This is a genomic window from Buttiauxella sp. AC142 (assembly GCF_979253435.1).
In genome coordinates, this window is the sequence record NZ_CEEDCH010000001.1 from 2456222 (window position 1) to 2468516 (window position 12295).

At 47.8% G+C, this 12295-nt stretch carries 15 protein-coding genes; 4 read left to right on the forward strand and 11 right to left on the reverse strand.

Annotated elements, in window-relative coordinates; translation table 11 throughout:
- Window positions 1-531 carry a disulfide bond formation protein DsbB gene (dsbB, locus tag AC0IWZ_RS11295; RefSeq protein ID WP_034495903.1) on the forward strand — a complete coding sequence of 177 codons (531 nt, stop codon included), beginning with the start codon at window positions 1-3 and terminating at the stop codon, window positions 529-531.
- Window positions 532-579: 48 nt separating this feature from the next.
- Here dsbB and AC0IWZ_RS11300 read toward each other — a convergent pair whose 3' ends face one another.
- From AC0IWZ_RS11300 to AC0IWZ_RS11330, 7 genes are all read right to left on the reverse strand, one after another.
- Complete coding sequence (locus AC0IWZ_RS11300; RefSeq protein ID WP_115628293.1) at window positions 580-816, reverse strand: putative hemolysin; 237 nt, start codon at window positions 814-816, stop codon at window positions 580-582.
- 71 nt (window positions 817-887) lie between these two features.
- Window positions 888-1064, reverse strand: coding sequence for a cold shock small protein YmcF (ymcF, locus tag AC0IWZ_RS11305; RefSeq protein WP_404979380.1), 177 nt, complete (start codon window positions 1062-1064; stop codon window positions 888-890).
- Between the two features lie 144 nt (window positions 1065-1208).
- Window positions 1209-2732 carry a sensor domain-containing diguanylate cyclase gene (locus AC0IWZ_RS11310; protein WP_471680502.1) on the reverse strand — a complete coding sequence of 508 codons (1524 nt, stop codon included), beginning with the start codon at window positions 2730-2732 and terminating at the stop codon, window positions 1209-1211.
- A 298-nt stretch (window positions 2733-3030) separates the two neighbouring features.
- Window positions 3031-3477 carry a YcgN family cysteine cluster protein gene (locus AC0IWZ_RS11315; RefSeq protein WP_034495906.1) on the reverse strand — a complete coding sequence of 149 codons (447 nt, stop codon included), beginning with the start codon at window positions 3475-3477 and terminating at the stop codon, window positions 3031-3033.
- 90 nt (window positions 3478-3567) lie between these two features.
- Window positions 3568-4227: a fumarylacetoacetate hydrolase family protein gene (locus AC0IWZ_RS11320; RefSeq protein ID WP_034495908.1), complete on the reverse strand. Its 660-nt coding sequence runs from the start codon at window positions 4225-4227 to the stop codon at window positions 3568-3570.
- 78 nt (window positions 4228-4305) lie between these two features.
- A complete protein-coding gene (locus AC0IWZ_RS11325; RefSeq protein ID WP_034495909.1) occupies window positions 4306-5373 on the reverse strand; it encodes a lytic murein transglycosylase in 1068 nt (355 codons plus the stop codon).
- Between the two features lie 74 nt (window positions 5374-5447).
- Window positions 5448-5723, reverse strand: coding sequence for a YcgL domain-containing protein (locus AC0IWZ_RS11330; RefSeq protein WP_034495911.1), 276 nt, complete (start codon window positions 5721-5723; stop codon window positions 5448-5450).
- Between the two features lie 126 nt (window positions 5724-5849).
- Between AC0IWZ_RS11330 and minC the strand changes: the two genes are divergently transcribed.
- Genes minC through minE form a run of 3 tightly spaced genes read left to right on the forward strand, consistent with a single transcriptional unit; the run spans window position 5850 to window position 7676 of the window.
- Window positions 5850-6557, forward strand: a complete 708-nt coding sequence (gene minC / locus AC0IWZ_RS11335; RefSeq protein WP_172893926.1) for a septum site-determining protein MinC — start codon at window positions 5850-5852, stop codon at window positions 6555-6557.
- A gap of 24 nt (window positions 6558-6581) precedes the next feature.
- A complete protein-coding gene (minD, locus tag AC0IWZ_RS11340) occupies window positions 6582-7394 on the forward strand; it encodes a septum site-determining protein MinD (RefSeq protein ID WP_034495914.1) in 813 nt (270 codons plus the stop codon).
- A gap of 3 nt (window positions 7395-7397) precedes the next feature.
- Window positions 7398-7676, forward strand: coding sequence for a cell division topological specificity factor MinE (minE, locus tag AC0IWZ_RS11345; protein WP_034455225.1), 279 nt, complete (start codon window positions 7398-7400; stop codon window positions 7674-7676).
- A 160-nt stretch (window positions 7677-7836) separates the two neighbouring features.
- On the opposite strand, the gene rnd is transcribed toward minE, so the two are convergent.
- The 4 genes from rnd to tsaB all read right to left on the reverse strand — a co-directional run bounded on the left by rnd (window position 7837) and on the right by tsaB (window position 12260).
- Window positions 7837-8958, reverse strand: coding sequence for a ribonuclease D (rnd, locus tag AC0IWZ_RS11350; protein ID WP_471677301.1), 1122 nt, complete (start codon window positions 8956-8958; stop codon window positions 7837-7839).
- Between the two features lie 70 nt (window positions 8959-9028).
- Window positions 9029-10714: a long-chain-fatty-acid--CoA ligase FadD gene (gene fadD, locus AC0IWZ_RS11355; protein ID WP_156104878.1), complete on the reverse strand. Its 1686-nt coding sequence runs from the start codon at window positions 10712-10714 to the stop codon at window positions 9029-9031.
- Window positions 10715-10917: 203 nt separating this feature from the next.
- Entirely contained in the window at window positions 10918-11520 is a 603-nt protein-coding gene (locus AC0IWZ_RS11360; RefSeq protein WP_471677300.1) for a Slp family lipoprotein, read from the reverse strand.
- A gap of 44 nt (window positions 11521-11564) precedes the next feature.
- A complete protein-coding gene (tsaB, locus tag AC0IWZ_RS11365) occupies window positions 11565-12260 on the reverse strand; it encodes a tRNA (adenosine(37)-N6)-threonylcarbamoyltransferase complex dimerization subunit type 1 TsaB (protein WP_034495921.1) in 696 nt (231 codons plus the stop codon).
- Window positions 12261-12295 lie beyond the last annotated feature (35 nt).

The following is a 12295-nucleotide window of genomic DNA, read 5'->3' on the forward strand; positions in this document are numbered from 1 at the left end:
ATGTTGCGATATTTAAACCAATGCTCCCGCGGGCGCGGTGCATGGCTTCTTCTGGCCTTCACAGCATTCGCTCTGGAAATGGTGGCATTGTGGTTCCAGCACGTGATGATGCTGAAACCTTGTGTGATGTGTATTTACGAGCGTTGTGCGCTTTTTGGCATTATGGGGGCAGGGATTGTCGGCGCGATTGCGCCAAAAACACCGTTGCGCTATGTCGGGATTGCACTGTGGATTTACAGCGCCGGGAAAGGTCTGCAATTAGCATGGGAACACACCATGCTTCAGCTTCACCCTTCCCCGTTTGTGACTTGCGATTTTGCCGCACGTTTCCCAAGCTGGCTCCCACTCGATAAGTGGCTGCCGTCCGTGTTTGTGGCAACAGGTGATTGTTCCGTGCGCCAGTGGGAGTTCCTGACGCTGGATATGGTGCAGTGGTTAGTGGGTATTTTTGCTATCTTCCTGCTGATTGCGGTACTGGTGTTGATTGCTCAGCCTTTCAAGCCAAAGCGTCGTGATCTGTTCGGGCGCTAATATCATTATCCAGAAATACAAAAACCCGCCTTGGCGGGTTTTTTATTATTAGTGGTCGCGTCGATATAACTCCCACTGGTCCATCCGTTCTCCACTCGGCAGCAAGCAATCGCCGCGCTCACCCAAATCGGTTTTCACCGTCCGTAATTCCCCGCCTTTAGCCTGGCAGTAAACAGACGCTGGGTTCGGCATGCCGATAACCTGTGGTGGTTTGGGCGCTGTGGGTTCAGGTGATGAACAACCGCTGAGAATGATCGCCCCAAGCAGTATTGTTATTTTTTTCATTATTCCTCCGTTATGGAGGCCAAATGGTAACAGTGCAGGAGTGGGAAAAGCAAAACCAGCGGAATCAGCTCTTAGCGAGCCACTGCATTATGTTGATGAATCGCACTCATCGGACGATGAAGGAGGTGCATCCCTGATTTACAGAAGATACAAACAGCGCCAAAGGGATTTGTTTCTCGGACATCGTAGGGGGAAGTGCGATACTGTGAACCGCCACATGACGGACACTTAAATGATAGATATTGGATAAAAACCTACTTTTATTTGTTATTGAAAGGATACTGTATCAGGGAAAAACAGGTTTGTACGATTTATTTTCACAAGTCGGACAAACCTTAGCAGTTTAGTCTGCATCGCCCCATTTCACTGGGGCTAGCGAATAAATTTAGAGTTTATAGGGCTGCTACAATGCAATTCTTGCCGTTCTTTTTAGCCTGATATAGAAGTTTATCCGCCTGCTCTAACATTTTATCCAGACCGTGCTCAGAATCAGCTTCTACCATTCCACAGCTAAACGTCACTTTGAGCGATTCTTCACGCCAGATTCGTTCTGCAACTTCATTTCGCCATTCGTCCATCAATTCGTAAGATTGTTTAAACGTGATACCAGGGAAAATCACCACCAGTTCTTCGCCGCCAAAACGGTAAATCGAATAATCGTCCCCCATTATTCTTGTCCCAATGCGACAGACATTTTTCAGCACTGCGTCACCGACAGGATGCCCAAACGTGTCATTAATTTGCTTGAAGTTATCCAGGTCGATGATGGCGAGGTGGAATCTGATATTCTTGTTGTGTAAATCGGAAGCATCTTGCTCAAATTTACGACGCGTTCCTGCCTGAGTTAAGGTATCGGTTACAGACAGAGTTTCAACTTCTTTAAGATGCTTATGTTTTTGCACCATCCCTTCATACAGACTTTCAAAGTTTTCAACCTGGCTATTAACCTCAAGACCATTACTACTCATGTATAACAGGCTAATCAAACGCTTGAAATAGATTCTAAACAGTGCAATCACAACAAAATAAAAAACAGATGATATAAGAATAACCAAAGCCAGTAGTTTGTATTCAGATTCAAAAGTATTGGTATAGGTTGCTATATTTACAGATGTATAGGCTATCCAACCAGGATTGTTATATGCACGGTAATAAACGATCTTCCCAGTTTCCTCATCAACAAAAGAGCCATAGCGTTCGGTGGTTTTAACTAGCCATGACTTCGGTATTGTCCGCTTAAACACATCATCGGTATTTGAGTACATGACAACAACACCGCTTCGCGAGGCGATTTCAAACCTGCCATCATAAGGTATCGAGACCTCCTGAAGCATTCTGCTCATGTTCTTCATATCGAGATCGAACGCAACGTTCCCTACTTGTTGCGAATGCGCGTCGAATATATTCATACTGACAGTGACAGAAAGTTTGGACTGTTCTTTAGACCTATCCAGCTTCAATGTTTCATAGGGGTCAGAAAATATTATTTCATCTTTTATTCCTGCGTGTGGGTACCATGGCCTCGCACTTGGAGCAAATGGACTTATTTTAATTTCTGGGTAAATTTTGTAATTTTCAAACACATCAGAAACCAACGCAGAACTAAAAAACATTGTCGAGTCAACAATTGAAGGGATAACCATATTGAGATCGATGTATTCTGAAGACAAATACTTTTCAATTGCATCCCCTTTCATATTATCTGACAGTGAAAGCAATAATAACTTCATCTCGTCAACCGGGCGCTCCACGCAGGATTTTGCAGAGTTATCGGTAAACCTTCTCATTGTGTCTCTAAAATCGCTTTCTTTTTCGTATTTAATGTAGAAAAATGCACAAGTGCAAAGAAAGATAAAAGGAATCAACATGACAGACATGTTGATTATTATGGCTTTGTTTGTCGATAGTTTCTTCATTTCTAAAATCGCCATGAACACTAATAAAATCACATTCTCAATTGAGAAATAGTTCTACACTGTTTAAACGGGCGCTAATTATATACAAATTTGAGAAAGATACATTATTTATTAGAATACATTTTGTTTTACAAAAATTTATCAAGTCAAATACAAAAATAATGCGTGTCGTTAATATTTATAATATTAATAAAAGGAAACCTGAAGGGATTTTAAAGAATTAAATATTGTGAAATATGCGGTCTACAATACATTTTAGCGCTATACCCAAATGCTATAGCGCTATTCCCCCGTAGGGTCAATCAGCCCACTCAGGTTTGTTTAAAATATGGTCTTGCCAGTCGCGCACTTCCGACTCTTTCACAGCGATATGCCGCACAGAAATACGTTCCCCGTGCATGGCCGCTTTTGAACCAGTCAACAACGGGTGCCATGCAGGCAAGTCTTTGCCTTCAGCTAACAAGCGATAAGCGCAAGTATGCGGAAGCCATTCGAAAGTCGGCAAATTTTCACGGGTGAGTTTGATGCAATCGGGTTCGAACTCAAAACGACGCTCGTAGTTCTTGCACTGGCAGGTTTTGATGTTGAGTTGCTTGCAGGCGACGTTGGTGAAATAGATTTCGTCTGTGTCTTCATCCATCAATTTATTGAGACAGCATTGACCACAGCCGTCACAGAGAGACTCCCATTCTGAGTCACTCATTTCGTCCAGAGTTTTGCACTGCCAGAACGGTACTGTAGTCATAATGTTTATCCGGTAATAAAAAAACAAGCGCACCTTATAAACAGTCTGGGCTACAGATGCAAGTTTTGCCGCCCACAGGCGGCAAATTCATTATAGAACGCGGGTAGTCAAACTACGATCGGCAAAACTGACTTCCAGTTCATCGCCGCTATTAAGTGGCCCAACCCCTTCCGGGGTGCCGGTAAGGATCACATCGCCCGCTCGCAAAGTGAAGAACCGGCTCATGTAGGCAATGAGCGGCACGATCTTGTGGATCATGTCAGAAGTAGAGCCTTGTTGGCGCACTTCGCCATTGATCTTTAAGGCTATCGGAGAGTTTTGCGGGTCACCTTTAAATTCACTGGCAGGAATAAAACCTGAAATGGGGCAAGAGTTATCGAAGCCTTTTGCCTTTTCCCAAGGCTGCCCTGCTTTTTTCAGTTTGCCTTGCAAGTCACGCAACGTCAGGTCCAGCGCCACTCCATATCCTGCAATGGCCTTAGTAACGTGATCTTCAGTGGCCTGTCGCAGAGTAGAACCAATCAGAATCGCCAGTTCAACTTCGTGATGCACTGAACCAAAATCTTGCGGCAGTACCAGCGGCTGGCGAATATCACACAGCGCACTTTCAGGTTTAATAAACAATACGGGTTCATCGGGCGTTGCACTGCCCATCTCTTTGATATGTTTTGCGTAGTTACTGCCTACGCACACTACTTTGCTGACCGGAAAATCCAGCAGCGCGCCCTGCCAGTTATGATGCTGATACATGCCTTTCCTCTGCGTCGTTGTGTTAATTACATTTGATACTAGAGAAAAAAATCCCGACTGAATACTGATGAGTATCAGTTATTGTGCGATTGCATCGGCCATAGTCGCGATGCTTATCGCAAAGTAGTAAGAGCGGTTCCAGTGCATAATCGTGCGGAAGTTGTTGTAGACAAGGAATGAGCGCCCCAGATTATCATCAGGTGTGATTATCCAGGCTTTTTGCGAAGATGCTGGTTGTTTGACACCTTCTTCAAATTTGACGCCTAGTTTTTCCCACTGGCCAACCGTTTTGCTCTGCCCCGTTTTTGTGCCTGCTAATGTGCTATCAAAATCCACAGGCAAAATGACTGCCGTTCCCCAATCCCCTCCGGCTCTCCAGCCTTCGGTTTTCAGGTAATTCGCGGTTGAGGCGAAAACGTCGCTGGTGTTTGTCCAGATATCTATTTTTCCGTCGCCGTCTCCGTCTGCGCCATAACGCAGATACGAACTCGGCATAAACTGGTTCTGCCCCATCGCGCCCGCCCAGGAACCTTTTAGTTCATCAACCGTAATATGCCTCTGGTCGAGGATCTTTAATGATGACATTAATTCTTTGGTGAAGAACGCCTCACGCCGCCCCTCAAATGCCAGTGTGGCCAGCGCAGAAACGATGTCCTCCTTGCCCTGGATTTCACCGAAATGACTTTCCATTGCCCACAGAGCAACGATGTACTGGCTTTGTACGCCGGTACGGCTGCTTATCGCGCTTAATTCATTTTGATGTTGCTTGAATTGCTCGCGCGCCTGTTGAATTTTTTCCGGCGTGATCACTCGCGCCAGGTATTCATCAAGCATGATTTTCTTTTCGAGTTGGTTCTGGTCTGATTTTATGACCCGATCAACAAAATGTGCATTCGCGAACGCGCTGTTGATGGTGTTTTCGCTGATACCCTGAACTCTCGCCTGGGATTTGAGTGTTTCGAGATAGGCGGGAAACTCGTCGGGGTTACGCCCTTCTTGTGCAAGCGTTGGGGCCGCAGGCTTTGCCTCAGATTGCCCCACAACCGGTGCGTTTACAGGTGATTGCGTCTGCGCACTGACAGAAGTCGCGCAGAAAGAGGTGAGCATAAAGGTGATGACTGTTAAACAAATTGCTGGAGTCTTCATCATTTTCCCCGGGTTATTTGTTGTAAATATCATCTACCTTTATGTATAGAGAAGATTTGGCGCTAGTCCTAAAGTTATTTTTTAGGACTATTTTCCAGGTGAATTTTTAACAAACTTTCTGGCGGCGGCGGTAATTGTAAATAATAGCCATCATCTTTGAGTGCTTGTTTCACTTTTTCAAAATCAGCATTGGCCAGTTTTTTACTCCCATCAAGCGGTAATATCATCGCCAATTGAGGTACACCAAAACCTTTCATCAATTCTTCCGGCACGCGAGAGAAATCGTCTTTTTTTTCGACATAAAGATATGTCTGGTCACGTTTACTACTTCTGTAGATCACACAAAACATTTTTTTTACTCTATTTTCGCCAGATGGTGGCTTGCCTGAATATACCTGTGACTATAACATGCCAGATGTACTTCGGAATATCGTCCCACACCGGTGGGGATTAAAACTGAATTGAGTAAGGGCAGGATGTCAAACACGCCGATCGAGTTAAAAGGCAGCAGTTTTACCTTATCAGTGCTTCACTTACATGACGCACAACCCGAGGTGATTCTCCAGGCCCTTCAGGACAAAGTTTCTCAGGCTCCAGCCTTTCTGAAAAATGCACCGGTGGTGGTGAATGTTGCCGGCCTTGATGGTTCAGTAAACTGGAAGAAAATCCAGCAAGCCGTGGTTTCTTCGGGTTTACGTGTCGTAGGGATTAGTGGCTGTAAAGACGAAGCGTTGAAGAAAGAAATTGAACGCGCCGGCTTACCGCTTCTGACTGAAGGGAAAGAAAAAAATTCACGTACGAAGGCCGCGCCTGTTGAGGTTGCGCCCTCCGTCGAGCCAGTTGTTAACCCTGTCACAAAAACGCGTTTGATTGATACCCCGGTTCGTTCCGGTCAGCGCATTTATGCCCCAAACTGTGATTTGATTATCACCAATCACGTCAGTGCCGGTGCAGAACTTATCGCTGATGGTAATATTCATGTTTACGGCATGATGCGTGGCCGTGCTCTGGCGGGTGCCAGTGGCGATCGTGATGCACAAATATTCTGTACAAATCTTGCTGCTGAGTTGGTCTCAATAGCGGGTGAATACTGGCTGAGTGAGCAAATACCAGCCGATTATTATGGGAAAGCGGCGCGCCTGAGTCTGGCGAGTGGCGCTCTCTCCGTTCAACCTTTGAATTAAGCCCTTTTAACAAGGAATTCCTTTATGGCACGCATTATTGTTGTTACATCGGGTAAAGGGGGCGTCGGTAAGACCACGTCCAGCGCGGCCATCGCTACGGGTTTGGCCCAGAAGGGAAGAAAAACCGTCGTTATCGATTTTGATATTGGCCTGCGTAACCTGGATTTAATTATGGGCTGCGAGCGTCGCGTGGTTTATGACTTCGTGAACGTTATTCAAGGCGATGCCACATTAAACCAGGCGTTAATCAGAGATAAACGCACTGAGCAGCTTTATATTCTGCCCGCTTCTCAGACCCGCGATAAAGATGCCCTTACCCGCGAAGGCGTGGCGAAGGTGCTTGAAGACCTGAAAAATATGGACTTCGAATTTATCGTTTGCGATTCCCCTGCGGGCATCGAAACTGGCGCGCTAATGGCGCTCTACTTTGCTGATGAAGCGGTTATCACTACTAACCCTGAAGTTTCCTCAGTACGCGACTCTGACCGTATTCTTGGGATTCTTTCTTCTAAATCGCGCCGTGCCGAAAACGGTGAAGCACCGATTAAAGAACACCTTTTATTAACTCGCTACAACCCAGGCCGTGTAAACCGCGGTGACATGCTAAGCATGGAAGATGTGCTGGAAATCTTGCGCATTCCTCTGGTTGGCGTGATTCCTGAAGATCAATCTGTGCTGCGTGCTTCAAACCAGGGTGAGCCGGTCATTCTTGACCAGGAGGCTGACGCCGGTAAAGCGTATGCAGATACTGTTGAGCGCCTGCTTGGCGAAGATCGCCCTTTCCGCTTCATTGAAGAAGAGAAGAAAGGCTTCCTCAAACGCCTGTTCGGAGGATAAGTTATGGCATTACTAGACTTTTTTCTCTCACGGAAAAAGAACACCGCCAACATCGCAAAAGAACGCCTGCAAATCATTGTTGCAGAACGCCGCCGTGGTGATAGTGAACCGCACTATTTGCCGCAATTAAAACGCGATATTCTGGAAGTGATTTGCAAATATGTCAAAATCGATCCGGAGATGTTAACCGTCGTTCTCGATCAAAAAGATGATGATATTTCTGTTCTGGAACTTAACGTAACGTTACCAGAGACGCAGGAAGCAACAACAAAATCTGCGTAATGGTTGTTCGCATAATAAACCCCCAGGAAATATCCAGGGGGTTTATTTATTTTTACGCTAACACACTTCTTAATACAGACTATTCTTAAAGGTTAATTTCTCTATTCCATTATTACAGAAGCTAATACTGTAATTATTCCCAGTAACCTTTTAGTCAATATTAAAAATCAGCCAATAACGTTTTTAGCGACTCGCCCATAAGACAACCACGCCAGCCAACGATTAATTCTGGTTGCGTTGATTGCGTTTTTAATTTCCAGTGCCAGTTTAGCAACTGATTAATTTGTCTCCGCGACGCCAGTAATTCAGCACTTAAACCGCTGGTTTCACTCACCTGCTGCACCAGAGCTTTAATCGCTTTGAAAACACGACGATAGCCCGGCATATCAACAAGATTGCTTAGCGGCTCAGGTAATTCATCGTCCGACAAAGCCTGCGCTTCTGTCACCATTGCCAGTAGAGCTTTACCGTGGAAACGAATTTCACTGCCGCTCAGGCCAAGATGTTCAAGCTCACCCAATGAACCCGGCATATAACGTGCGACCTGCCAGAGATGTTCTTCGCGCACCACGAAATTAACCGCCATATCGCGCTCACGCGCTTTACGCAGACGCCAGGATGCCAGTTTCTTCAGGCACGCCAACTGACGCGTTCTAAGCTGCCAGGCATTGCCGATTTCGCGCCACGCTTCTTCTGGGTCCAGAACATCCTGACGACGTGCAGCCATCAAATTGCACTCGTCCAGCGCAGCATCCATCCAACCCGCCGCTTTTGTCTCTTCCATCAATTTATGCGCGATAGGCAGCAAATAGAGCACGTCTGCGGCAGCGTATTCACACTGGCGTTCAGTGAGCGGGCGTGCAATCCAGTCGGTACGAGATTCGCTTTTATCCAGCGCAATTCCGGTAAACGATTCGACGATGGTCGCAAAACCGCACGAAAGCGGACGCCCACTGAAAGCAGCCAGAATCTGCGTATCAATAAACGGATCGGGCAACATACCAAAAGCATTAAGGAACACTTCCAGATCTTCGCTGCCAGCATGCAGGAATTTAATCACCGCGGTGTCTTGCAACAACGCTTTGAACGGCGACCAGTCTGTGATTGTTAGCGGGTCGATAAGCGAAGCGGTTTCGCTATCGTAAAGCTGAATCAAGCCCAGTTGCGGGTAATAGGTGCGAGTGCGCACAAATTCGGTATCCAGCGCGACGGCTGGAAATTGACGAGCCGCTTCGCAAACGCGGACAAGGGCTTCATCGGTAGTAATCATTTGGTAAGTCAAATTCAGTTCTCATAGGTTTGCGCCCATAAAAAACGCCGGCGAACCGGCGTTAGGGCGACTGACTCGGAGCTCAGGCGTTATTGTTGCCTTTACTGACCGATTCGTCACGTAGTTCTCGTCGTAATATTTTACCTACGTTCGATTTTGGTAGTTCTTCGCGGAACTCAACCAGCTTCGGCACTTTGTAACCGGTGAGGTGGCGGCGACAAAATACCACCAGCGCTTCTTCGGTCAACGACGCATCTTTCTTCACAACAAAGATTTTTACCGCTTCACCGGATGCGCCGCTCGGCACGCCAACAGCCGCGACTTCTAATACACCGCTGTGCTGCATAACCACATCTTCGATTTCGTTCGGATAGACGTTAAAACCGGAAACCAGAATCATATCTTTCTTGCGGTCGACGATGCGCATAAAACCTTCTTCGTCCATCACCGCGATATCACCGGTGCGCAGCCAGCCATCTTGCAGAATTTCATCGGTCGCATCCGGGCGCTGCCAGTAACCCAGCATCACCTGTGGCCCTTTCACGCACAGCTCACCCGGTTCACCTGCAGGAACCTCTTCGCCTTCGTCATCAATCAGTTTCACTTCCGTGGATGGCACCGGCAAGCCAATGCTCCCGCTGTGGTAATCCATATCATGTGGATTGGCACTGACTAACGGTGCGCATTCAGTCAGGCCGTAGCCTTCCAGCAGGAAGCGCCCGGTGAGTTTTTCCCAGCGTTCCGCAACAGCATGCTGCACTGGCATTCCGCCACCCGCCGAAAGATGCAGGCTCGAGAAATCGAGCTGCTGGAATTCTTTATTATTGAGCAGCGCATTGAAGAGCGTGTTTACGCCCGTCATCGCGGTAAACGGATATTTCGCTAACTCTTTCACCAGGCCCGGGATATCACGCGGGTTAGTGATCAGCAGGTTCTGGCCACCAAGCTCAATAAACAGCAGACAGTTCATGGTCAGCGCGAAGATGTGATAGAGCGGTAATGCAGTGACCACCAGCTCTTTGCGTTCATACAGCAGCGGGCTATAGGCCGCTCTGACTTGTTCGAGGTTCGCCAGCATGTTGCGATGCGTCAGCATCGCCCCTTTTGCCACGCCAGTCGTACCGCCGGTATATTGCAAGAACGCGAGATCGGTATTAATAATCTCCGGCTTGATGTACTGCAGGCGATAGCCGTGTTGCAACGCGCTACGGAAGGAGATGGCATCCGGCAGATGGTATTTCGGCACCAGACGTTTTATGTATTTAACCACGAAGTTGACCAACGTCCCTTTCGCCGCAGAAAGCTGATCGCCCATGCGCGTCAAAATAACGTGCTTCACCTGGGTTTTATCAACGACTTTTTCCAGGGTATGCGCGAAGTTCGAAACAATCACAATCGCGCTGGCACCGCTGTCGTTGAGCTGATGCTCAAGCTCACGTGGTGTATACAGTGGGTTAACGTTCACCACCACCATTCCCGCACGCAAAATGCCAAACAACGCGACCGGATATTGCAATAAATTGGGCATCATTAACGCAACACGGTCGCCTTTTTGCAGGCCCAGACCCTGTTGCAAATAAGCAGCAAATGCGCGGCTCCGCTCTTCCAGTTTGCGGAACGTCATCACTTCGCCCATGTTCACGAACGCAGGCTGATCGGCGTAACGCGCCGTCGCTTGCTCAAACATATCTACCAGGGACTGATAACGGTCAGGATTTATCTCAGCCGCAACATCGGCTGGGTAGCGGTTAAGCCAAACCTTCTTCAAGGATCCACCTCTGAATTTATTATTCGTCGTCATCACAACCCCAATATAGAAACACGCCGTTAACATAATATTAACTCAGCGTACCAGTTTATTAATTAGACTGATTTAAGGTTGCGAAGCACATCACTAATTATTTTTATTCCATGACAAAATGAAGAGGCAGCGGACATGCCGCTGCCTCTTCATTTCGGTAAAACACGTTATTACTCAGTTACGATAGTCTGCACCTGCGCAGGGCCTGGATTATACCATCCGCCGCCCCACATACCACCGTGCCCATAGCGGCCTCGATAGGGATATGGCCCGCCCCAGAACCACGGGTCAATTGGTTGAGGTGGCATCACCACTTGCTGGGTGACACGCCAGCGTTTATAGCCGTTTACTTGCATCACCATAAATTTATACGGTGTTTCGCCTACTTTGCCTTCAACAGTGCCGGTAATTGGGCCGACCACTGTGACCAACTGCCCACGGAAATCGACCGGATCCAGGAAACCATTTACATCTGCGTAAATGCGCCCTTTCGATGGCTCACCCAATTGTGGACGAGCACCTTCGTCGAGGTTCACGGTCGCAATTTCCAGGCGCGTTATTCCTTTTCTGTTATCGATGTTGACCACTCGCCCGCCGAAACGCGCTTCCTGCCCGACGTAAAGCTGAGGTGCATTCATCACCCGCACTAAATCTTGTTGCGGTGTCGCACTCGTGCCTTTAATGGCATCGGGGACTGTGACACAACCGCTGAGCATCACGACGGCAGCCACTACAATTAAACGGGTAACAATCCTGACACGTAAACCAGACATATCCTTTCTCCTTAACGCCGTATCGGCCTCACGAGCGTTGTGAACTATTCTCTGCCTGGAAGTTTCTTCCATGTCACTTCGTTACGCAGATATACCGGTTCGGCATGTTCTACCGCCACCGTACAACCATCATTTAATGCCTGAATTGCCAGAGGCAACATATCTTCAGCCGCAGGAAGCGTCACTTCGCCATCACGGATGACCAGTTCACTTCCCTGCGCCATATCCGGCCAGGCTTGCCAACCTGTACCGACTGTAGCCCATTCCCCCTGAAGTTGTTTCAATCGCTCGGCAACCGCTTCAGGTTTTAAGACCGCTTCTGTTTCTTCACCGTGCCACACGCCGTTTTCATCGCGCTGGTATTCAGCCCAGTAGACTTCACCCATTCGCGCATCAATTGCGGCCAGTACACGGGTTGCACCTGTCATTCGCCAGGCACCTTGCGCCATGGTAGCCAGAGTCGAAATACCAATCATCGGTAATTCAGCACCCAGAGCCAGCCCTTGAGCAATGCCAATGCCAATGCGCACACCGGTAAAACTACCTGGGCCACGGCCATAAGCAAGCGCATTCAATGCGGTCAGACCAACGCCACCTTCATTGAGGATGTCACGCACCAGCGGAAGAATGCGTTGCGTGTGTTCGCGTGGGCAGAGTTCAAAATGGGCGCTAGACTTCCCTTCGTTATACAGGGCAACTGAACAAGCTTCTGTCGCAGTGTCGATGGCTAAAATTCGCATGGTATTGCCAACCTCTGGCGGGAAAATAGGGTCAA